Origin of the sequence: Enterobacter sp. DTU_2021_1002640_1_SI_PRY_ASU_LCPMC_013, from assembly GCF_032389435.1 — a bacterium.
Classification (GTDB): Bacteria; Pseudomonadota; Gammaproteobacteria; order Enterobacterales; family Enterobacteriaceae; genus Enterobacter; species Enterobacter hormaechei_C.
This window is the reverse complement of sequence record NZ_CP135594.1, coordinates 2,718,051-2,738,758: the sequence shown is the minus strand read 5'-3', so window position 1 is coordinate 2,738,758 and position 20,708 is coordinate 2,718,051. Positions and strand designations below refer to the sequence as shown.

General features: G+C 53.4%; 22 protein-coding genes. 15 read left to right on the top strand and 7 right to left on the bottom strand.

Features of this window, described 5'->3' with window-relative positions; translation table 11 throughout:
• Positions 1-88: 88 nt before the first annotated feature.
• On the top strand, positions 89-757 hold the full coding sequence (locus RS584_RS13170; protein ID WP_003859671.1) for a YecA family protein: 669 nt from the start codon (positions 89-91) through the stop codon (positions 755-757).
• A gap of 316 nt (positions 758-1,073) precedes the next feature.
• Here the strand turns inward: RS584_RS13170 and tyrP are convergent, their stop codons facing one another.
• A complete protein-coding gene (tyrP, locus tag RS584_RS13165) occupies positions 1,074-2,285 on the bottom strand; it encodes a tyrosine transporter TyrP (protein ID WP_315748024.1) in 1,212 nt (403 codons plus the stop codon).
• A gap of 191 nt (positions 2,286-2,476) precedes the next feature.
• Here tyrP and RS584_RS13160 point away from each other — a divergent pair, with 191 nt between their 5' ends.
• The gene (locus RS584_RS13160; RefSeq protein WP_003859673.1) at positions 2,477-2,713 is read left to right on the top strand and encodes a YecH family metal-binding protein; all 237 of its coding nucleotides are present in this window, start codon (positions 2,477-2,479) and stop codon (positions 2,711-2,713) included.
• A 36-nt stretch (positions 2,714-2,749) separates the two neighbouring features.
• Here the strand turns inward: RS584_RS13160 and ftnA are convergent, their stop codons facing one another.
• Both ftnA and yecR read right to left on the bottom strand, forming a co-directional pair.
• Positions 2,750-3,247 carry a non-heme ferritin gene (gene ftnA / locus RS584_RS13155; protein WP_003859676.1) on the bottom strand — a complete coding sequence of 166 codons (498 nt, stop codon included), beginning with the start codon at positions 3,245-3,247 and terminating at the stop codon, positions 2,750-2,752.
• Between the two features lie 200 nt (positions 3,248-3,447).
• On the bottom strand, positions 3,448-3,786 hold the full coding sequence (gene yecR, locus RS584_RS13150; RefSeq protein ID WP_015570249.1) for a YecR family lipoprotein: 339 nt from the start codon (positions 3,784-3,786) through the stop codon (positions 3,448-3,450).
• Positions 3,787-4,031: 245 nt separating this feature from the next.
• On the opposite strand from yecR, the gene RS584_RS13145 reads away from it, so the two are divergent.
• Positions 4,032-4,670, top strand: a complete 639-nt coding sequence (locus tag RS584_RS13145; protein WP_003859680.1) for an RpiB/LacA/LacB family sugar-phosphate isomerase — start codon at positions 4,032-4,034, stop codon at positions 4,668-4,670.
• 42 nt (positions 4,671-4,712) lie between these two features.
• Here RS584_RS13145 and RS584_RS13140 read toward each other — a convergent pair whose 3' ends face one another.
• Complete coding sequence (locus RS584_RS13140; protein WP_032669613.1) at positions 4,713-6,131, bottom strand: MFS transporter; 1,419 nt, start codon at positions 6,129-6,131, stop codon at positions 4,713-4,715.
• Between the two features lie 214 nt (positions 6,132-6,345).
• Here RS584_RS13140 and azuC point away from each other — a divergent pair, with 214 nt between their 5' ends.
• Positions 6,346-6,429, top strand: a complete 84-nt coding sequence (gene azuC, locus RS584_RS13135; RefSeq protein ID WP_003859682.1) for a stress response protein AzuC — start codon at positions 6,346-6,348, stop codon at positions 6,427-6,429.
• Between the two features lie 106 nt (positions 6,430-6,535).
• Positions 6,536-6,787, top strand: a complete 252-nt coding sequence (locus RS584_RS13130) for a DUF2766 family protein (protein WP_003859683.1) — start codon at positions 6,536-6,538, stop codon at positions 6,785-6,787.
• Positions 6,788-6,867: 80 nt separating this feature from the next.
• On the opposite strand, the gene RS584_RS13125 is transcribed toward RS584_RS13130, so the two are convergent.
• Positions 6,868-8,211 carry an anaerobic C4-dicarboxylate transporter gene (locus RS584_RS13125; RefSeq protein ID WP_315748023.1) on the bottom strand — a complete coding sequence of 448 codons (1,344 nt, stop codon included), beginning with the start codon at positions 8,209-8,211 and terminating at the stop codon, positions 6,868-6,870.
• Positions 8,212-8,787: 576 nt separating this feature from the next.
• On the bottom strand, positions 8,788-9,291 hold the full coding sequence (locus tag RS584_RS13120; protein WP_017384424.1) for a non-heme ferritin-like protein: 504 nt from the start codon (positions 9,289-9,291) through the stop codon (positions 8,788-8,790).
• Between the two features lie 503 nt (positions 9,292-9,794).
• Between RS584_RS13120 and RS584_RS13115 the strand changes: the two genes are divergently transcribed.
• The 6 genes from RS584_RS13115 to otsA all read left to right on the top strand — a co-directional run bounded on the left by RS584_RS13115 (position 9,795) and on the right by otsA (position 16,595).
• Complete coding sequence (locus RS584_RS13115; RefSeq protein WP_047727142.1) at positions 9,795-10,352, top strand: DJ-1/PfpI family protein; 558 nt, start codon at positions 9,795-9,797, stop codon at positions 10,350-10,352.
• A gap of 316 nt (positions 10,353-10,668) precedes the next feature.
• On the top strand, positions 10,669-11,658 hold the full coding sequence (gene araF / locus RS584_RS13110) for an arabinose ABC transporter substrate-binding protein AraF (protein WP_017384422.1): 990 nt from the start codon (positions 10,669-10,671) through the stop codon (positions 11,656-11,658).
• Positions 11,659-11,729: 71 nt separating this feature from the next.
• Positions 11,730-13,244, top strand: a complete 1,515-nt coding sequence (araG, locus tag RS584_RS13105) for an L-arabinose ABC transporter ATP-binding protein AraG (protein WP_315748022.1) — start codon at positions 11,730-11,732, stop codon at positions 13,242-13,244.
• Between the two features lie 14 nt (positions 13,245-13,258).
• On the top strand, positions 13,259-14,239 hold the full coding sequence (gene araH / locus RS584_RS13100) for an arabinose ABC transporter permease AraH (RefSeq protein ID WP_014884358.1): 981 nt from the start codon (positions 13,259-13,261) through the stop codon (positions 14,237-14,239).
• 153 nt (positions 14,240-14,392) lie between these two features.
• Positions 14,393-15,196, top strand: coding sequence for a trehalose-phosphatase (gene otsB / locus RS584_RS13095; RefSeq protein ID WP_023303910.1), 804 nt, complete (start codon positions 14,393-14,395; stop codon positions 15,194-15,196).
• Positions 15,171-16,595, top strand: a complete 1,425-nt coding sequence (otsA, locus tag RS584_RS13090) for an alpha,alpha-trehalose-phosphate synthase (protein WP_017384419.1) — start codon at positions 15,171-15,173, stop codon at positions 16,593-16,595. The genes otsB and otsA overlap by 26 nt, the downstream gene beginning before the upstream one ends.
• A gap of 15 nt (positions 16,596-16,610) precedes the next feature.
• Here the strand turns inward: otsA and uspC are convergent, their stop codons facing one another.
• Complete coding sequence (gene uspC, locus RS584_RS13085) at positions 16,611-17,039, bottom strand: universal stress protein UspC (protein ID WP_017384418.1); 429 nt, start codon at positions 17,037-17,039, stop codon at positions 16,611-16,613.
• A gap of 796 nt (positions 17,040-17,835) precedes the next feature.
• Here uspC and flhD point away from each other — a divergent pair.
• The 4 genes from flhD (at position 17,836) to motB (ending at position 20,704) form a co-directional block, all read left to right on the top strand.
• Positions 17,836-18,186, top strand: a complete 351-nt coding sequence (flhD, locus tag RS584_RS13080) for a flagellar transcriptional regulator FlhD (RefSeq protein WP_003859693.1) — start codon at positions 17,836-17,838, stop codon at positions 18,184-18,186.
• A gap of 2 nt (positions 18,187-18,188) precedes the next feature.
• The gene (gene flhC / locus RS584_RS13075) at positions 18,189-18,767 is read left to right on the top strand and encodes a flagellar transcriptional regulator FlhC (protein ID WP_003859695.1); all 579 of its coding nucleotides are present in this window, start codon (positions 18,189-18,191) and stop codon (positions 18,765-18,767) included.
• Between the two features lie 123 nt (positions 18,768-18,890).
• Positions 18,891-19,778, top strand: coding sequence for a flagellar motor stator protein MotA (motA, locus tag RS584_RS13070; RefSeq protein ID WP_003859696.1), 888 nt, complete (start codon positions 18,891-18,893; stop codon positions 19,776-19,778).
• Positions 19,775-20,704 carry a flagellar motor protein MotB gene (gene motB / locus RS584_RS13065; RefSeq protein ID WP_003859697.1) on the top strand — a complete coding sequence of 310 codons (930 nt, stop codon included), beginning with the start codon at positions 19,775-19,777 and terminating at the stop codon, positions 20,702-20,704. The genes motA and motB overlap by 4 nt, the downstream gene beginning before the upstream one ends.
• The last annotated feature ends 4 nt before the right edge of the window (positions 20,705-20,708 follow it).

The window sequence follows — 20,708 nt, the reverse complement described above, 5'->3', positions numbered from 1 at the left end:
CGTTTTTGCAGCAATAAAGACCTAAACTTCAGATAGGCACGCGCGGCGATATATGTCAGGATCGTTTTTTTTATCAGGAGTATCAGCAATGGCTGAAGGCCCATTAAATGAAAGCGAGATGGCGTGGCTGGAAGAGACATTAATCTCTTACGGTCACGACGATGCATCCGTGATTGACGTGTCCGAACTGGACGGCATGCTTACCGCAGTACTTTCCGGTCCCGTTGTGGTGGAGCCCGACACCTGGCTGGTGGCGGTCTGGGGTGGTGAGAAATATATTCCGCGCTGGAAAAACGATCGTGAGATGAACCGTTTTATCGATCTCTGCTTTAAGCACATGAACGATATTGCCGAGCGTTTGAGCGAATACCCGGATCAGTTTGAACCGCTGTTTGGCTATAACGACGTTGACGGTCAGAGCTATACCGTGGTGGAAGAGTGGTGCTATGGCTACATGCGCGGCGTGGCGCTGACGGACTGGTCATCCCTGCCGGAAGCGCTGGAAGCGGACCTGGCGGTGATTGCCCTGCACGGGACGGAAGAGAACAGCGAGAAGCTGGATGCGCTGACCGAAGAGGAGTACATGGCCAGCATCGAGAGCATTCAGCCTGCGGCGCTGCGTTTGTATAACTACTGGGTGGCTAACCCGCAGCAGCCGGAAGCGAAAAAGCCGATCGTGAACGGGTCGAAGGTGGGGCGTAACGATCCGTGCCCGTGCGGGAGTGGGAAGAAGTTTAAGAGCTGCTGCCTGCATTAAATCATTAATTTTTGTGGCCTGAATGGGGCACGGGTGTTGAGTCCCCGCTAAAATCGGCGAACCGGAGACCAGATGACAAGGGCTGGACGCCATGGATGGCGGCCAGAGGCGAATCGAGACAGGATGTCGAGTTGAGCCGACCGCAGGCAGATGGTCGGGAGGTGAGCGCAGTGCGAAGCACCGATTTTCCGCGGGGCCGCGGGGATGGATAAGGGGGCCGCGGCGGCCCCCTTATCCCGTTCACATGCTGTGAAAAAATTATATTCTGTTGATCTTAAGGTGAACGGAACAGTCCCTCAGGACCTGTATAAATAAGTTACCCCACTTCCGGCAGCATCCCCGCTGCAATCAAAATCTGCACCAGAATAATCACCACCCCACAACCAAACACCACGCACAGCAGCGGCTTACCACCCGCCACGCGATACCCCTGCTGCGGATGCTGCATGCGGCTCTTCCACGCCAGCAGGGAAGGCAGCAGCAGGGCCAGAATCGATAATGCCACGCCAGCATACCCCAGCGCCATCACAAACCCGCGCGGGTAAAAGAGCGCGAAGGCCAGCGGCGGCAGGAAGGTCATCGCCCCCGTCTGTAAGCGTCCCGCAACGGTATTGCGACGCTGGAACAGATCCGCCATATAGTCAAACAGGCCAAGCGCCACGCCGAGGAAGGAGGTTGCCAGCGCCAGGTCTGCAAACAGATGTACCGCCAGCTCCACGTGTGAAGAGGCCACCACGTTACGCAGGGCAACCAGGAATCCATTCAGACCAGAATGCTCTGCCATCAGGCCGATAAAGGTATTGGAATCAATACTGCCCAGCGTCACCAGCTGCCAGAACAGGTAAGCAATCAACGGAATGGCGCTGCCGATAACAAAGACGCGGCGCAGCTTGCGAATATCACCGTTCATATAGCTCACGATGCTCGGCACGCTGCCGTGAAAACCGAAGGAGGTGAAAATAACCGGGATGGCCGAAAGCGCCAGACCTTTCTCCAGCGGGAGGGAGAGCAGGTTAACCTTGTGCACATGCGGTGCCAGCAGCACCAGCATCACAATCAGGAAGAGAATTTTGGCGCTGAACAAAAAACGGTTAAACAGATCGACCAGCGATGTGCCCGCGCAAACTACGCCGCCACCAATCAGCGTAAAGACAATGGCGCCTGTTTCCGGTGAAAGCGACGCACCGAAGCCGTCATTGATACTTGACGCAATCAGCTCCCCGGCGCCGCTGATGTAAGCGGCAGTCAGGGCGTACATCAGGAACATCATGCTGAAACCGGTGATCCACTGCCCGTAGAGTCCAAGATAGCGTGCGGCCAGGGAGCCTAAGCCAGTATCGGCAGGGACATGCTGATAAACCTCCAGCAATAATAGCGCGGTGTAACACATCAGGGCCCACAGACCGCCCAGCAGCACTACGGTAACCCCAAACCCGACGCCGGCGGCAGCCAACGGCATGGCCAACATTCCTGCGCCAATTGTCGTTCCGGCGACGATAAAAATACTTCCCAGAGTTCTGTTCTTCACGCTTTCCTCTACAACGCTTCCATACCGCGACTCATTCTGCGGCGCAGAGTAAGGGAAAAGCACTATCTCGTCAAATCACCGTTACATAGGGTGTAATGATTAATTTACAAAAAGAAAAGGGTAACCTGAGCCAGCGCAAAGCGTGCCGTGGAGGGAGCGTTTAGTCTGCTTTTTATTTGCGAGAGGTAACCATGTCAATTCACGGACACGACGTGCTGAATATGATGATTGAGTCAGGTGAGCGCTATACGGAGGAGAGTCTGGTTGAGGCGATACATGCCCGCTTTGGCGAAGCGGCGCGTTTCCATACCTGTTCAGCTTCAGAGATGACGGCCGCGGAGCTGGTGGCGTTTCTGGCGGCGCGCGGAAAATTCATTCCGGCAGCAGACGGATTTTCCACTCACGAAAGTAAAATCTGCCGCCATTAAATAATGCGGTGCTGAAAACTCAGCACCGCTTTTCTGTTAATTCTGGGTATCGAGCGTCGACAGCTCTTTATCAATGAAGTACAGACCTTCCCCGGATTTACCTGCCAGAGATAATTTATCCAGCACGGATTTAAACAGCTTCTCCTCTTCGTGCTGTTCAGCCACATACCACTGAAGGAAATTAAAGGTTGGATAATCCTGGCTGGTCATGGCGGCATGAGCCAGTTCATTAATTTTCTGGGTGATCAGCTGTTCATGCTCATAGGTGGCGCGGAACAGTTCATCAAGAGAGCCGTATTCGGCAAAAGGCGATGCCACGTTATCAATGCGCGGCAGGCTGCCGGTGTCCGTCAGGTAATCAAACAGACGCTGCATGTGCGTCATCTCTTCCTGGGCATGACGACGCAGGAAGGCGGCCGCCCCTTCAAAGCTGTGATAGCTGCACCAGGCGCTCATCTGCTGATAAAGCAGGGAAGAAAAAAGCTCAAGATTCATTTGCGCATTGAGCTTGTCGATCATTTCAGTTTTTAACATGGTGCAGCTCCGGTTTATTAATTCTGGTTCACGATGAGCGACACTATAATTTGTTATTTAATTATTTGCAAAAAGTAAAATAAATATTTCTTTATTAAAAATACGAATGGGAATAAAACGCATTGCCGCCATTTATATTTATTAATGAGAATTGTTTTAGTTCTTATTAAATAAACTGCCAGCGTGACTGGCAGTAGCGGTTAATACCACGGATTCTGGCTGGAAGAGGTAACAGCATATCCCTGACATTTATACTGAATGGTCACACTTTCGTTCAGACAGAGTGAACCGCTGATCAGGGTGCAGGTTTTAATTGGCTGCCCGTAGGCTGACGCAGTGGCGTAGCCCATATGTTGACAGGCTTTGGTTGCCGTACCGTTATTAACATACTCATCAGACCAGGCGTTTTGCAGCATGGCCTGGCCATAGTCGAGGCGCACAATTCCGTTTGGGGCATCCGTACTGCTGACTTCTGCCTGACGGTTGATACTGCACCCGGCGAGCAACAGGATCGTTCCGGCTATGATTACACGTTTCATGGTTCACTCTGCGTGACGGGAAATACGCCATTGTAACCAACGCGATGGTACGCAATGGCTGGAATAGCCGGAGGATCTGCCCTCTCACTGTGCAACGAGCCGGGCCACCGCGCGAAATTGTGAGCGCATCTTTGTTTTTTAAAACAAGTTTTCACTTAATTTGAAAGTGCGTTTGTTTGATAGTAAGGTTAAGTTGAAAAGGTATCCACAGCGGGATCGCCCGCCATGCATTCAGGAGAGACAAGATGAAAATTGCACTGATGATGGAAAACAGCCAGGCCGCTAAGAATCCCATCATCCTTAATGAGCTGAAAGCCGTTGCTGATGAGAAAGGTTTTCCGGTCTATAACGTCGGTATGAGTGATGAGAACGATCATCATCTCACCTATATTCACCTGGGCATCATGGCGAGCATTCTGCTTAACGCTAAAGCCGTTGATTTTGTTGTTACCGGCTGCGGTACCGGGCAGGGCGCGCTGATGTCCCTGAACATCCATCCGGGTGTGATTTGCGGTTACTGCATCGATCCTGCGGATGCTTTCCTGTTTGCGCAAATCAACAACGGTAACGCGCTTTCTCTGCCGTTTGCGAAGGGCTTCGGCTGGGGGGCAGAACTGAACGTACGCTTTATCTTTGAGAAAGCGTTTACCGGACGCAATGGCGAAGGCTATCCACCAGAGCGTAAAGAGCCGCAGGTGCGTAACGCCGGGATCCTGAACCAGGTGAAAGCGGCGGTGGTGAAAGAAAACTATCTGGATACCCTGCGAGCAATCGATCCTGAGCTGGTTAAAACCGCCGTATCAGGCCAGCGCTTCCAGCAGTGCTTCTTCGAGAACTGCCAGGACAAAGAGATTGAAGCCTTCGTGCGCGGTATTGTTGGCTGATTTACTTTGCCGGGCGGTGCGTTGCCTGCCCGGCAGATAGCGTTACTTTTTCGATGAGACCGCGCTGCCCGCATCTTTAGTCAGACGCAGCGTGTCAACCATTCCCACCAGGCAGATCAGCGCGATCGCCACAAATGCCAGCCGGAAGCTCATTCCCGGCATACCGGCAACCCCTATCGCTTCACTGACTTTTTCCCCGATACGAATACCAATCGCCCCGAGCGTGATCCCAAGCCCCACGGCAAGCTGCGTTGCGGTTGAAAACAGGGTATTGGCATAGCTCATCTGCGCCGATGGCACATCCGCAAAAGCCAGCGTACTGATGGCTGTAAACTGAATCGAACGGAAAACGCCGCCCAGATAAAGGATCAGCATGATGAGCCACGCGGGCGTCTGCGGCGTAAGAAACGCGCAGGCCAGCAACGCCAGGACATTCAACGCACCGTTAATCAGCAACAGCCGCTTAAACCCCAGGCTGCGGATAAGCGGCGTCGTCGCCGGTTTAATGGTGAGATTGCCAACGAAAACCGCCAGCACCAGCAGGCCAGAATGGAACGCGTCCATGCCAAAGCCGACCTGGAACATCAGCGGTAACAGGAACGGAACCGCGCTGATGGAGGCGCGAAACAGCGATCCGCCGTACAGGGTGACGCGAAACGTCGGCACCTGCATCGCATCGAGCCTGATCATCGGCCAGGTTGCCCGCTTAAAGTGACGCAGCGCCAGGCTTAAGGCGACGACACCGACGATAAACAGCGTGGCGGTTAATCCTGTTCGCAGAGGCTCTGCGCCCATCAACTCCATCGCATAAACCAGGCTCACCATGGCAAGGGTGGTGACAACAAAACCCGGTAAATCAAACGGTCGGCGCGTATCTTCATGCAGGTCTGGAATGATGCGCAGTGCCAGCAAAATGGCGATTATCCCCAGCGGCACGTTAATAAAGAAGATCCAGCGCCAGTCGGCATAACTGGTAATGAACCCACCCAGCGGCGGGCCGATGATCGGCGCGACCAGCGCAGGCCACGTCAGGGTGGCGATTGCCGTGATGAGCTGATGTTTTGGCGTGGTGCGTAGCACGGCCAGGCGACCTACGGGCACCATCAGCGCGCCACCCATGCCCTGGAGGACGCGCATCGCAACGAACTGATCGAGCGTGGTGGACAGGCCGCAAAATACCGAGGCCAGCGTGAAGATCGCCAGCGCGAGGGCAAACACTTTTCGCGCGCCGAAGCGGTCGGCGATCCAGCCGCTGGCGGGGATCAGTACGGCCAGGGTGATCAGATAGGCGCTGATGCCGATATTTAGATCCACCGCCTGGTCGCCGAAGCTTTTTGCCATATCCGGCAACGCGGTGGCGATCACCGTCCCATCCAGAAACTCCATAAAGAAAGCACCGGCCACCAGCAGCGCCGCAGGCGATAATCCACGGCTCTCTTTGCCGGATACGTTTTCACTCATTCTCTTCCTGCCCGCTCAAAAAATTTTATAAACATTTACTGGAATTTATAAGCCTGTAACGTGCGGATTTATCATGGCTTTTTTTAACAAACCAGCAGCACTGAGGGTTTAATAACCGTGATGCAGGTCGCAAAATGGTTGATTTTTGTGATGGTGGTCATATTATAAGCGTATTGACAATAACACCTGCATAACACGTTACTGGAGCAACATAATGAAACTGCGCAAAATCCTGAAAAGCATGTGGGCAAACTACTGCACAACGTTTAAAGACGTCCCACCGGGTGCGATGTTCTGATAAAAAAACCTGCTTCGGCAGGTTTTTTTATGTCTGCGGACGACGAGAGGGAGATGGAAGGGCGTCTGTTTTGCTACTATGGCGGCCTTTGAATAAGGAGAACCCCATGTCACAAAACCTGAGCGCCGATCAGGAACTGGTATCTGACGTCGTCGCCTGCCAGCTGGTTATCAAACAAATCCTTGATGTGATTGACGTTATCGCGCCGGTTGAGGTACGCGAAAAGATGTCGACCCAACTGAAAAACATCGATTTCACCAACCATCCTGCTGCGGCGGACCCGGTTACGCTCCGCGCGATCCAGAAAGCGATTGCGCTGATTGAACTCCGCTTCACACCGCAGGGTGAGTCACACTAAAATAAACCGATGTTTTAAAATTAGAAACTCTTTTCTGCTTTTACGTCGAAGGGCGACAGAGCCTGTCGCCCGCAGAAGGATCAGAAGAACGTCTGCACCAGCAGATAGCTCACCACGCAGGCACAGCTGACGCCAATCAGCCCCGGCAGAATAAAGCTGTGGTTGATGATGAATTTACCGATGCGGGTGGTGCCGGAGCGATCGAACCCGATACAGGCCAGATCGCTCGGATAGGTGGGCAGCACAAAGTAGCCGTAGGATGCCGGGAAGAAGGCCACCAGCATTTTCGGATCGATGCCCAGCATCAACCCCATCGGGGCGACCGCGGTCAAGGCCGCAGCCTGGCTGTTGACCAGTTTTGATACCAGGAACAGCACGATGGCATACGTCCAGGGATGACTTTTCACCACCCCCTCCAGCGCAATTTTCAGCTCGTCGAGATGCGCCTGAAAAAAGGTATCGCTCATCCACGCCACGCCAAACACCGAGAAAATCGCGACCATCCCCGCCTTAAATACCGCCCCGTTTGAAATGGCCGACGCATTCACCTTGCAGGTCATCAGCATGATGGCCCCGGCGATCAGCATCATCATTTGAATGACAAGGTTCATCGACAGGGCCGTCATTTTGCCTTTGATCTCAAACGCCGGACGCAGCTCGGGCAGCGCACCCAGCAGGACCACTACGGCAATCCCGGCGAAGAAGATCCACGTGGACCAGTAGGCCTGTTTCGGGAAACGTTGATCCATCAACGTCTCCGTTCCTCCATAGATAAACTCCCGCTGTTTCGGATCTTTCAGCTTTTCCTGAAATTCAGGATCGTCTGCGAGGTTTTTCCCGCGACGCAAGCTCCACAGTGCCGCAATGGCGACGCCAGACAGTGAGGCCGGTACGGAGACCGCAAGAATTTCAAGGATCCCCCACGCGTGGCCGATACCGTGCTGCGCACCAAGAATCGAGACCAGCGAAACGACGGCCACGGAAACGGGGGAGGCGGTGATCGCCATCTGAGATGCCACCGAGGCCACCGCCATCGGCCGTTCCGGGCGTATGCCTTTTTTCAGGGCGATATCCGCGATAATGGGAAACATGGTGTAGACGACGTGCCCGGTCCCGCACAGGAAGGTCAACATCCAGGTGGTAAACGGTGCGAGAAGGGTGATGTGCTGGGGATGTTTACGCAGCAGGCGCTCTGCAAACTGCATCATTACATTCAGGCCACCGGCGGTCTGTAGCGTGGCCGCACAGCCGATGACGGCGAGGATCGTGAGCATCACGTCAACCGGCGGTTTACCGGGTTGCAGACCAAAGACAAAACTCAAAACAAACAGGCCGATGCCGCTTATCAGCCCCAGGCCCATCCCGCCGAAGCGGGTGCCTATCAGCAGGCAGAGGATAATGACAATAAACTCAATGGTGATCATGATGCTCCCTCGTTAATGAATGTAATTAAACAAATCATTACACGATGTATGGTTATTCATTGGGAGCAAGATCTGATTTGTTAAATGTCAGCAAAAGCAGGGAGTTGGTACCCACTCCCTGACGGGCTGAGGGATCCCCAGTAATTTGAAAGCAATAGCGATAACGTTGCCTTCAGAATAACTGAAGGCTTTCAGCGATGCCTCGGTCCGGCTGTAAATCGCTGAGGCGTTTCCTGTAGGCCGGGGCGAGGCGCAGGGATGCGCCGAGAGGGCGGGCTTTACAGGGATGTTACCTCCGCCCGTCCCCGATAAGCCGGAAGGAATAAGCCGAAGGTACCGCGAAGCGGCGATTTTCCGCCGGAAGCCCGGGTCGCCAGGGTGGTGGCGACTGAGCCACCCTGGCACGTTCACCGGTTATGCCGTGACAGAGTAGCAAGGAACATAAAGTGAACGGAATGACCACCAGAGCCGTATGTTCCCCCTCACCCCAGCCCTCTCCCTCAAGGGAGAGGGGGCCGTCTGTGCAGGCATTATTTTGTGGGGAACTCTCAGCCCTGACGGGAGCGGGTGAAGGACCTAGTGGTGTTGCACGGTAGCAATGTCGAGAAGATGGCGGTCCGTCTGCTCCAGACAAATCCCCGCGCGTTTCGCGTTGCGGATTTCATCTGCGAGCGTCTTCAGCAGCATGCCATCCTGCTGCTGCTCTCTGTCCATATCACGTAAAAACTTGAGGGTAATGATGTCCCGTTGCGCTTTGGCTTCATCAGCCAGTTTGCTCAGCTTCGCACAGCGTTGCTCATACTCTTCGAGCGTTTTCTGAAACAGTTCTTCCAGAGAAGTGTAATTATCTTCAATCGTTTCAAGCTCTTTGACGGTAGGGTTTGCCCCGACAGCTTTCAAAAAGTTAAAGACGCGCATCATGTGCGTGACGTTACTTTGCGCCTGAGTACGAAAGAAGGTGGCAGTGCCGTTGAGGCTTTTTCTGGAACACCACGCGCTCAAATGCAGATGCAGATTTGAAGCATAAAACTCCAGGTTCATCTGGGCATTCAGTTTTTGCATCATCGTTTGGGTAGTCATTCTCATATCCTTATTGACTGTGGGACTTGATGTCCGCTACTTAACCTGACCCGGCAGGTATTGACGATTGAATGGCAGAAATAGATTTCTGCAAGGTAAAAAACTCGAAAATTCACTTCCTGTGTTCGATTAAAATAAGCATACGCTTCTCTTTGACTTAAGAAAACTCTTAATCGGACTGTGTTTACCATACATTACAAATTTAAATATAGCCCAGAACAGAAAGAGGGGTAAGAGATTGGATTTAATATAACTTGTTGATTTTAATGGGTGTAAAATTAATATCGCTCATTTTTATCGTTTCAGGAAACGTTCTTTGGCGGGAAATTCTGTAAAAGTGTTAAATCAGAAATAATATCTGCAAATATATCCTGTCGTATCAAATTTGAGCTAAATCAATTTTCACTCAATATACGGTTCTGTGATCGCGTCGCAAGATTGTGATCTGATAAAGAGTGAAAATGAAACACTGTTTTACATCGTTTCATTCGTTGAGGTTTATGATGGCTAACGTTGCGGTGCTGCTGGCACCCGGTTTTGAAGAAGCAGAAGCGATTATCACGATTGATATTCTGCGGCGTTTACAGATTGAGGTGGAGACGCTGGCCTGTGCGGAGTCCCGTGCGGTAGTGAGTTACCACAATATCCCCATGGTGGCTGACAGTACGTTAACGGAGCGCATTAATACGCTGTATGACGCAGTCGTGTTGCCCGGTGGGCCGCAGGGGAGCGTCAATCTTGCGGCTAGCAAGCAGGTGCTCCGCTTTGTTTCCGCGCATGACGAGCACGGCAAACTCATCTGCCCAATCTGCTCTGCGGCCGCGCGGGTGCTGGGCGGTAACGGGCTACTGAAGGGGCGTCGCTACGTCTGTTCCGGCGATCTCTGGCAGAGCGTTGATGAGGGAGTATATGTGGATGCGCCGGTCGTTGAGGATAATAACCTCATCAGCGGCAAGGGGCTGGGGCACGCTTTTGACTTTGCGCTGACGCTCTCTGCTCGTCTGTTGGGTGACGACGCCCCCGTGCGCGATCATGCTGAACACATCTATTACCGCTGGTAATTTTTCTGCCGGGCGCTAAGGCGTCCGGGTTACAGGGATTTCTTAGCTGACCTTATGGATAATCCTGCTTAACTCCTTTCCATTTGTAGGACAATTACGTCCTTTTTTATGTCATTTTTCGCTGAATTTATGTACGCAATTACTGTAATTCTGCGGTGTGATGTCGCTCTCTTATGGATGATTAATTTCCCGCTAAAACTATCTCCAGCAATAACGCTTATGACGAGGTAAGCGCTAATGCCTTGTTTTAAGTCCGATTAAATAAGTTGTTCGCCATTATTCCCTACAGATAAGAATGCTAAAGCTGGAGTTTACCATGCACAAATTTACTAAAGCGCTGGCGGCCATCGGCCTGGCTGCCGTTATGTCACAATCCGCTATCGCTGAAAATTTAAAGCTCGGTTTTCTGGTTAAACAGCCGGAAGAGCCGTGGTTCCAGACCGAATGGAAATTTGCTGATAAAGCCGGAAAAGATTTGGGATTTGAGGTAATTAAAATCGCCGTACCTGACGGTGAGAAAACGCTGAACGCCATTGATAGCCTGGCGGCCAGCGGCGCGAAAGGTTTCGTTATCTGTACGCCGGATCCAAAACTGGGGTCAGCGATTGCCGCGAAAGCGCGCGGTTACGACATGAAAGTGATTGCGGTGGACGATCAGTTCGTGAACGCCAAAGGTAAACCGATGGATACCGTTCCGCTGGTAATGATGGCGGCCACTAAAATCGGTGAGCGTCAGGGCCAGGAGCTCTACAAAGAGATGCAAAAACGCGGCTGGGATGTCAAAGAGACCGCCGTGATGGCCATTACCGCTGACGAGCTGGACACCGCCCGTCGTCGTACTACCGGGTCCATGGACGCCCTGAAAGCGGCTGGCTTCCCGGAAAAACAGATCTACAAAGTACCGACCAAATCCAACGATATTCCGGGCGCCTTTGATGCGGCGAACTCCATGCTCGTCCAGCATCCGGAAGTGAAGCACTGGCTGGTGGTGGGGATGAACGACAACACCGTACTGGGCGGCGTGCGTGCAACGGAAGGCCAGGGCTTTAAAGCACCGGACGTGATCGGGATCGGCATCAACGGCGTTGACGCCGTGAGCGAACTGTCTAAAGCGCAGGCGACCGGTTTCTACGGCTCTCTGCTGCCAAGCCCGGATGTCCACGGCTATAAATCCAGCGAAATGCTCTACAACTGGGTGACCAAAGGGGTTGAGCCGCCGAAATTCACCGAAGTGACCGATGTGGTGCTGATCACCCGCGATAACTTCAAAGAGGAGCTGGCGAAAAAAGGACTGGGCGGTAAGTAATACGCTGTGATTGCGCCCCTCACTCACCGTGAGGGGCCAGACGTACACACTACAGGAATCACGGAGTCGTTATGCAACAGTCTGATCCGTATCTCTCTTTCCGCGGCATCGGTAAAACGTTCCCCGGTGTAAACGCGCTGACCGATATCAGCTTCGACTGCTATGCCGGCCAGGTTCACGCCCTGATGGGGGAGAATGGCGCGGGAAAATCCACGCTGCTAAAAATTCTCAGCGGCAACTATACGCCCACCACCGGCACGCTGGCTATTCGCGGCGAAGAGGTGGCCTTTGCCGACACCACGGCAGCGTTAAATGCGGGCGTCGCCATCATCTATCAGGAGCTGCATCTCATTCCTGAAATGACCGTGGCGGAGAACATCTATCTGGGCCAGCTTCCGCATAAAAGCGGCGTGGTCAACCGCTCGCTGCTCAACTATGAAGCGGGCTTGCAGCTCAAGCACCTTGGGCTGGATGTCGATCCGCAAACGCCCCTTAAGTATCTCTCCATCGGCCAGTGGCAGATGGTGGAAATTGCCAAAGCGCTGGCACGTAACGCCAAAATTATCGCTTTTGACGAGCCAACCAGCTCGCTCTCGGCGCGTGAAATAGAAAATCTCTTTCGCGTGATCCGCGAGCTGCGCAAAGAGGGCCGCATCATTCTGTACGTTTCTCACCGAATGGAAGAGATTTTTGCCTTAAGCGATGCCATCACCGTGTTTAAAGATGGCCGCTACGTGCGCACCTTCACCGATATGCAGCAGGTCAACCATGACCAACTGGTGCAGGCGATGGTCGGACGCGATCTGGGGGATATTTACCACTGGAAACCGCGCGAGTATGGCCCTGAGCGTCTGCGTCTGGATAACGTCAAAGCCCCGGGCGTGCGCACGCCCATTTCACTCTCGGTGCGCAGCGGCGAAATCGTCGGGCTGTTTGGCCTTGTGGGGGCAGGGCGCAGCGAGCTGATGAAAGGGCTGTTTGGCGGCACCCGCATAACCCAGGGCCAGGTTTTCGTCGACGGGAAAAAGGTCGATATTCAGAAGCCTGCGCAGGCGATTAACGCGGGGATTATGCTCTGCCCGGAGGATCGAAAGGCCGAGGGCATTATTCCGGTGCACTCGGTGCGCGACAACATCAACATCTCTGCCCGGCGCAAGTTCATCCGCGCGGGATGTCTGATTAACGACCGCTGGGAGGCGAGCAACGCGGATCACCATATCCGTTCGCTGAACATCAAAACCCCCGGGGCTGAACAGCTGATCATGAACCTGTCCGGCGGCAACCAGCAAAAAGCCATTCTGGGGCGCTGGCTGTCGGAAGATATGAAGGTCATTTTGCTGGATGAGCCAACGCGCGGTATCGACGTGGGGGCGAAACACGAAATCTATAACGTCATCTATGAACTGGCAAAACGCGGTGTGGCGGTCCTGTTCGCCTCCAGCGATCTGCCTGAGGTGCTGGGTGTCGCCGACCGCATTGTTGTGATGCGTGAAGGTGAAATTGCCGGTGAATTGCTGCATGAACAGGCGAATGAACAACAGGCGTTGAGTCTCGCCATGCCTAAAGTTAGCCAGGCTGTCGCCTGAGTAAGGAGTCAATGATGTCCTCTGTTACTACATCCGGAGCGCCGAAGTCGGCTTTCAGTTTTGGCCGCATCTGGGACCAGTACGGCATGCTGGTGGTCTTTGCTGCCCTGTTCGTCGCCTGCGCGATTTTTGTGCCGAATTTCGCCACGTTCATCAATATGAAGGGGCTGGGGCTGGCTATCTCCATGTCCGGCATGGTGGCCTGCGGAATGTTGTTCTGCCTGGCCTCCGGCGATTTTGACCTGTCGGTTGCCTCGGTGATTGCCTGTGCTGGCGTCACCACTGCCGTGGTGATCAACATGACCGAAAGCCTGTGGATCGGCGTGCTAGCCGGGCTGCTGCTCGGCGTGCTGAGCGGCCTGGTGAACGGGTTTGTCATTGCGCGCCTGAAGATTAACGCCCTGATTACGACGCTGGCGACCATGCAAATCGTGCGCGGTCTGGCCTATATCATCTCCGACGGGAAAGCCGTGGGGATTGAAGACGAGCGTTTCTTCACGCTGGGCTATGCGAACTGGCTGGGGCTGCCTGCGCCAATCTGGCTGACGGTCGCGTGTCTTATCCTGTTCGGCTTCCTGCTTAACCGCACCACCTTTGGCCGTAACACGCTGGCGATTGGCGGCAATGAAGAGGCGGCGCGTCTGGCGGGTGTCCCGGTCGTACGGACCAAGATCATTATCTTCGTGCTTTCCGGGCTGGTATCGGCGGCGGCGGGGATTATTCTGGCGTCGCGTATGACCAGCGGCCAGCCAATGACCTCCATTGGTTATGAGCTGATCGTCATCTCAGCCTGCGTTTTAGGGGGCGTTTCCCTCAAGGGCGGCATCGGAAAAATCTCATATGTGGTGGCGGGGATCCTGATTCTGGGGACCGTGGAGAACGCCATGAACCTGCTTAATATTTCTCCGTTCTCTCAGTACGTCGTACGCGGCCTGATCCTGCTGGCAGCGGTGATCTTCGACCGTTACAAGCAAAAAGCGAAGCGTACCGTCTGATTTATTTTTAGCCATCAATATGCTCAACTATTAACCATAGTTGACCCCCTGACCGGCCCGCCAGTTTTGCTGACGGGCCGGTTGCCAAATGGCGAGCACCGTCACACTGTCTATACTTACATGGCTGTTTTGTTCACTGTAAGGAGGATTAGGGTGGCTGACTTGTTAACCGCACCGCCTGTACTGCCCGGAAAATTTGCTTTCTTTTTTGACCTCGACGGGACGCTCGCCGGGATTGAACCGCATCCGGATGACGTCGTTGTACCGGACACGGTGTTAGAGAATTTGCAGCAGCTCTCCCGACAGAACGAGGGGGCACTGGCATTGATTTCAGGGCGCTCAATGGCCGAGCTGGACGTGCTCGCCAGTCCTTATCACTTTCCGCTGGCCGGTGTGCACGGAGCGGAGCGCCGCGATATCCATGATCAACTGCATATAGTTTCACTCCCCGACACGCTGATTCAGGCGCTGCATACGCAACTCTCTTCGGCTCTGGAAATGCTTCCCGGTACGGAACTGGAAGCCAAAGGCATGGCCTTTGCGCTGCACTACCGTCAGGCGCCCCATCATGAGGCGGCGATATTTGCGGTGGCAAGAAGCGTGGCGGAAGCCCATCCGGAGCTGGCGTTACAGCCGGGTAAATGTGTGGTCGAGATTAAACCGGCAGGAATTAATAAAGGCGCTGCCATTGCAGCGTTTATGGCGGAAGCGCCGTTCAAAGGGCGTACGCCAGTCTTTTTTGGGGATGACCTGACCGACGAGGCCGGGTTCAGGGTGGTAAACCAGGCCCAGGGCATGTCTGTCAAGGTTGGATCTGGTGAAACCATTGCCGGATGGCGGCTGGAAAATGTCGCCAGCGTCTGGCAGTGGATATCTGACGTCGCTAACCAGCAACAACAACAAATAGCGCAAAACAACGGGAGAAATCATTATGGGTCGCTTAGTCGTCGTCTCTAATCGCATCGCACCGCCGGATGATAAAAAAGCCAGTGCCGGTGGCCTGGCGGTCGGGGTATTAGGTGCCCTCAAAGCCGCGGGTGGTCTCTGGTTTGGCTGGAGCGGGGAAATCAGTAATGATGAGAAACCGCTAAAAAAGGTGTCACGGGGCAATATCACGTGGGCCTCCTTCGCCCTTAGCGAGAAGGACTACGATGAATATTATTCCGAGTTCTCAAACGCCGTGCTGTGGCCAGCGTTTCACTATCGTCTGGATCTGGTGAAATTCCAGCGTGAATCCTATGAAGGCTACATGCGCGTTAACGCGCTGCTGGCAGATAAACTGCTGCCGCTGATCGAAGATGACGATATTTTATGGATCCACGATTACCATCTGCTGCCCTTCGCCAGGGAGCTACGAAAACGAGGTGTGAAGAACCGAATCGGCTTCTTCCTGCATATTCCGTTCCCGACCCCGGAGATCTTTACGGCGCTGCCGCAGCATGATGAAATTCTTGAAGCATTGTCTGATTACGACCTGCTCGGTTTCCAGACGGAAAATGACAGGCTGGCGTTCCTCGACAGCGTGTCGGGTAAAACCCGGCTGGTCACTCACGGCGGCAAATCTCACACCGCGTGGGGACGAAATTTCCATACCGAAGTCTACCCGATTGGTATTGAGCCAGACGAAATCGCCGAGCAGGCCTCTGGTCCGCTGCCACCGAAGCTTGCCCAGCTCAAGGACGAACTCAAGCACGTTAAGAATATCTTTTCGGTTGAACGACTGGATTATTCCAAAGGGTTGCCGGAGCGATTCCTCGCTTATGAAACCCTGCTGGATAAATTCCCGCAGCATCACGGCAAGATCCGCTATACCCAGATAGCGCCGACCTCGCGCGGTGAGGTTCAGGCTTACCAGGATATTCGTCACCAGCTGGAGACCGAAGCAGGGCGCATCAACGGGCGCTATGGTCAGCTCGGCTGGACTCCACTTTTCTATCTGAATCAGCACTTTGAGCGCAAAATCCTGATGAAAGTGTTCCGCTATGCGGACGTCGGGCTGGTCACCCCGCTGCGCGACGGGATGAATCTGGTGGCAAAAGAGTATGTAGCAGCACAAGATCCTGCTGACCCGGGCGTGCTGGTGCTGTCCCAATTTGCCGGTGCGGCAAACGAGTTAACCTCGGCGCTGATTGTGAACCCTTACGATCGCGATGACGTGGCAAATGCCCTGAACCGCGCGTTAACCATGCCGCTTGCGGAACGTATTTCACGTCATTCAGAAATGATGGAGACCATCGTTAAGAATGATATCAACCGCTGGCAGGCGCGTTTTATTGACGATTTGCGCGCGATCCAGCCGCAAACTCAGGAAGGTGATCTGCAAAAAAAGATCGCGACCTTCCCTAAACTCGCCTGATTTTCTCCGGGGGCATTAATTGCCCCCGAGAGGCACCAGCAGGACATCCACCTGGCTTGACGAAACGATGGATTTTGCCGAGCATGCCGCCCGGGAAAAAAAGCTCTGGTTATGATTTCCGCAAATGACCAGGTCAACATTCTGTTTCTGACAAATGTCGAGAATATGTCCACTTAACTCGCCGGTGGCAATCACCGTCTGGTGGACAGGATATTTTGCCCGCTCAACCAGCTCGCGCAGAAATTGCTGCGTTTCCTCCTGAAGAACCTCACGAATATCTTCCAGCATTGGCGCTGCCAGTTGATTATACATTTCGGGTTCAGCCGCCAGGGTAATCAGACTTATGCGGGCATTATTCGGGCGGGCAATGGAAACGGCACGGGCGACGAGTTGATGACTTTCGGGGGAAACCGCAACAGAAACAAGAAGATGGGAGTAACTCATCACACACTCCTTTTATGTCAGAATGACACGTTTCTCAAGCTTTACCGCGAATCTGCCGCTTCTGCAAGAGGCACATGCGACAATAGTGTGAAGCTTATCATAATTATTCATTAATTATTCTTATAAGAAGAATAACGAAATGGGGACGCTAAATGAAAGTAATTAACAACTTAACGTAAATCACACATTTAGCCTTCCGGGCTGTTAAATCGCGTTAACCGATCGTCAACGCAAGCGTGATGGTTACCCATGGAAACTTTTTTCTCGAAAGGAAAACTTAAGCTGCTGTTTTTACTTAATTAACTCCGCCTCTTCTCTGGCGTTCGCGCCCGTTGTGACGCGAAAGGGCAGTGCTTCTTCGACGTAGCAATTTTCATACCCGATCCCCTCATCCCTCTGCATGAGTATTCGTTCCATAAGAATATAAACAAGCTTCAGTTGCTCAATAAATAGTCAAATTACAAGTCACGCTGATGGATTTATGGGTTACATTCGCGTAAATTATGTGACGTAGATCACATTTTTTTTAAATTCCAGGGGGGGCTGCATTGTATGTGTCAAAACTGACGAGTAGAGTTTGCGTCGAATTAGGAAAAATCTTAGTTATTTGTAAGAAAAGATAAAATGTGTAACCGACATTTTGGCCATGTTAACCGGTCACGCGCTTTACGACGTACAAACCTAAATTCAACTATGCATTTGGCCTTTTCTTTTTATACCGGGTGATTTCCCGGCGACATCACGGGGTGCGGTCTTTCCGCATAAAAATAATAGTTGGTTATTCGGGATGGGAAAAATGCATACATCCGAGTTGCTAAAACATATTTATGACATCAATTTGTCGTATTTATTGCTCGCGCAGCGTTTGATTAGTCAGGACAAACCGTCAGCGATGTTTCGTCTGGGTGTTAACGAAGAGATGGCAACCATGCTGGGTGGATTAACCCTCCCGCAAATGGTCAAGCTGGCTGAAACCAATCAACTTGTCTGCCAGTTCCGTTTTGATAACCCGCAGACCATTACGCGTCTGACTCAGGAATCCCGCGTGGACGATCTGCAACAGATCCACACTGGTATTCTTCTCTCCACCCGCCTGCTCAACGAAATCAGCCAGCCTGATGACGTAGCCCGGAAGAAAAGGGCTTAACAATGAGCGAAAAAAGCATTGTTCAGGAAGCCCGTGATATCCAGCTGGCGATGGAACTCATCACGCTCGGTGCGCGTTTACAAATGCTGGAAAGCGAGACGCAGCTGAGCCGTGGTCGTCTGATCAAGCTGTACAAAGAATTGCGTGGTAGCCCGCCGCCAAAAGGCATGCTGCCGTTTTCGACTGACTGGTTCATGACCTGGGAGCAGAACATTCATGCTTCCATGTTCTGTAACGCCTGGCAGTACCTGCTTAAAACGGGCTTATGCAGCGGCGTTGATGCCGTGATCAAAGCCTACAAACTTTACCTTGAGCAATGCCCGCAGCAGGAAGAGGGACCCCTGCTGGCGCTGACCCGCGCCTGGACGCTGGTGCGTTTTGTTGAAAGCGGAATGCTTGAATTGTCCCGCTGCAACTGCTGTGACGGCAATTTCATTACCCACGCGCACCAGCCTGCGGGCAGCTTCGCCTGTAGTTTGTGCCAGCCTCCATCCCGAGCCGTAAAAAGACGTAAACTTTCCCGGGATGCTGCCGATATTATTCCACAACTGCTGGATGAACAGATCGAACACGCTGTTTAACCCGAACCTGTGGGCAAGATTCCAGCAGCGGTAAGCGATTACCGCTGCTTTTTTTTACCCTGCGTTCAGGTCATGCGCTCGAAATGAACGTCCTGCCATAGTCACTAGCGGAAGGATGATGTCGTGCTTATCTTATTAGGTTACCTGGTAGTTCTCGGTACAGTTTTCGGCGGTTACATGATGACCGGCGGGCACCTTGGAGCACTCTATCAACCGGCTGAACTTGTCATCATCGGCGGTGCAGGGGTAGGGGCTTTTATCGTTGGTAACAACGGTAAATCGATCAAGGGCACGCTGAAGGCGATTCCGCTGCTGTTTCGTCGCTCGAAATACACCAAAAGCATGTATATGGATCTGCTGGCGCTGCTCTATCGCCTGATGGCGAAGTCACGTCAGCAGGGGATGTTCTCGCTGGAGCGGGACATCGAAAACCCGAAAGAGAGCGAAATTTTCGCCAGCTACCCGCGTATTCTGGCCGACGCGATGATGCTCGATTTTATCGTCGATTACCTGCGACTGATCATCAGCGGCAACATGAACACCTTCGAAATTGAAGCCCTGATGGACGAAGAGATCGAAACCCACGAGAGCGAGTCCGAAGTACCGGCCAACAGCCTGGCGCTGGTGGGCGACTCGCTTCCGGCGTTCGGCATCGTGGCGGCGGTCATGGGCGTCGTTCATGCTCTGGCCTCGGCGGATCGCCCGGCGGCTGAACTGGGGGCGCTGATTGCCCACGCGATGGTGGGGACGTTCCTCGGTATTTTACTGGCCTACGGCTTTATCTCCCCGCTGGCGAGCGTGCTGCGCCAGAAGAGCGCCGAAACCACCAAAATGATGCAGTGCGTGAAAATTACGCTGCTCTCAAACCTCAACGGTTATGCGCCACCGATTGCCGTCGAATTTGGTCGTAAGACGCTTTACTCCAGCGAACGTCCGTCGTTTATCGAACTGGAAGAGCACGTGCGCGCGGTGAAAAACCCTAACCAACAGACGACAACTGAGGACGCATGAAAAACCAGTCCCATCCGATCGTCATCGTAAAAAAGCGCAAGCATAAGGGGCACGGGCACGGTTCTCACGGCTCCTGGAAGATCGCGTACGCCGACTTTATGACCGCCATGATGGCCTTCTTTCTGGTGATGTGGCTAATCTCCATCTCCAGCCCGAAAGAGCTTATTCAGATTGCGGAATATTTTAGGACGCCGCTGGCGACGGCGGTCACCGGCGGGCCGCGCATTTCTAACAGCGACAGCCCGATCCCCGGCGGCGGTGACGATTACACCCAGCAGCAGGGCGAAGTGAAAAAACAGCCTAACATCGACGAGCTGAAAAAAAGGATGGAGCAGGCGCGCCTGAAAAAACTGCGCGGTGACCTGGATCAGCTGATTGAAGCGGACCCTAAGCTGCGCGCGCTGCGTCCGCATCTGAAAATTGACCTGGTACAGGAAGGGCTGCGTATTCAGATCATCGACAGCCAGAACCGGCCGATGTTTAAAACCGGCAGCGCCGACGTGGAGCCTTACATGCGCGATATTCTGCGTGCGATTGCACCGGTGCTGAACGGTATTCCAAACCGCATTAGCCTGTCCGGACACACGGATGATTTCCCGTACGCCACGGGAGAGAAAGGATACAGCAACTGGGAGCTTTCTGCCGATCGCGCCAACGCCTCGCGTCGCGAGCTGGTGGCGGGTGGGCTTGATGATGGCAAGGTCCTGCGCGTGGTCGGCATGGCTGCAACCATGCGCCTTACCGACCGCGGACCGGATGACGCCATCAACCGTCGTATCAGTCTTTTAGTGCTGAACCAGCAGGCGGAGCAGGCCATCCTGCATGAAAACGCCGAAAGTCAGAATGAGTCACTGGACGATTTAAAACAGCCTGGGGCCGTCCCTTCGGCTGCCGTTCCAACATCGCCACCAGCCAATCCGAGGTGATAGC

Coding starts and splice junctions, on each gene's coding strand:
- motB (WP_003859697.1), top strand. CDS start 19,775: ATGAAAAACCAGTCCCATCCGATCGTCATCGTAAAAAAGCGCAAGCAT.
- flhC (WP_003859695.1), top strand. CDS start 18,189: ATGAGCGAAAAAAGCATTGTTCAGGAAGCCCGTGATATCCAGCTGGCG.
- RS584_RS13115 (WP_047727142.1), top strand. CDS start 9,795: ATGGCTAACGTTGCGGTGCTGCTGGCACCCGGTTTTGAAGAAGCAGAA.
- ftnA (WP_003859676.1), bottom strand. CDS start 3,247: ATGTTAAAAACTGAAATGATCGACAAGCTCAATGCGCAAATGAATCTT.
- araH (WP_014884358.1), top strand. CDS start 13,259: ATGTCCTCTGTTACTACATCCGGAGCGCCGAAGTCGGCTTTCAGTTTT.
- RS584_RS13140 (WP_032669613.1), bottom strand. CDS start 6,131: ATGAGTGAAAACGTATCCGGCAAAGAGAGCCGTGGATTATCGCCTGCG.
- uspC (WP_017384418.1), bottom strand. CDS start 17,039: ATGAGTTACTCCCATCTTCTTGTTTCTGTTGCGGTTTCCCCCGAAAGT.
- yecR (WP_015570249.1), bottom strand. CDS start 3,786: ATGAAACGTGTAATCATAGCCGGAACGATCCTGTTGCTCGCCGGGTGC.
- RS584_RS13120 (WP_017384424.1), bottom strand. CDS start 9,291: ATGACTACCCAAACGATGATGCAAAAACTGAATGCCCAGATGAACCTG.
- RS584_RS13145 (WP_003859680.1), top strand. CDS start 4,032: ATGAAAATTGCACTGATGATGGAAAACAGCCAGGCCGCTAAGAATCCC.
- RS584_RS13130 (WP_003859683.1), top strand. CDS start 6,536: ATGTCACAAAACCTGAGCGCCGATCAGGAACTGGTATCTGACGTCGTC.
- RS584_RS13160 (WP_003859673.1), top strand. CDS start 2,477: ATGTCAATTCACGGACACGACGTGCTGAATATGATGATTGAGTCAGGT.
- araG (WP_315748022.1), top strand. CDS start 11,730: ATGCAACAGTCTGATCCGTATCTCTCTTTCCGCGGCATCGGTAAAACG.
- araF (WP_017384422.1), top strand. CDS start 10,669: ATGCACAAATTTACTAAAGCGCTGGCGGCCATCGGCCTGGCTGCCGTT.
- flhD (WP_003859693.1), top strand. CDS start 17,836: ATGCATACATCCGAGTTGCTAAAACATATTTATGACATCAATTTGTCG.
- RS584_RS13170 (WP_003859671.1), top strand. CDS start 89: ATGGCTGAAGGCCCATTAAATGAAAGCGAGATGGCGTGGCTGGAAGAG.
- azuC (WP_003859682.1), top strand. CDS start 6,346: ATGAAACTGCGCAAAATCCTGAAAAGCATGTGGGCAAACTACTGCACA.
- otsA (WP_017384419.1), top strand. CDS start 15,171: ATGGGTCGCTTAGTCGTCGTCTCTAATCGCATCGCACCGCCGGATGAT.
- RS584_RS13125 (WP_315748023.1), bottom strand. CDS start 8,211: ATGATCACCATTGAGTTTATTGTCATTATCCTCTGCCTGCTGATAGGC.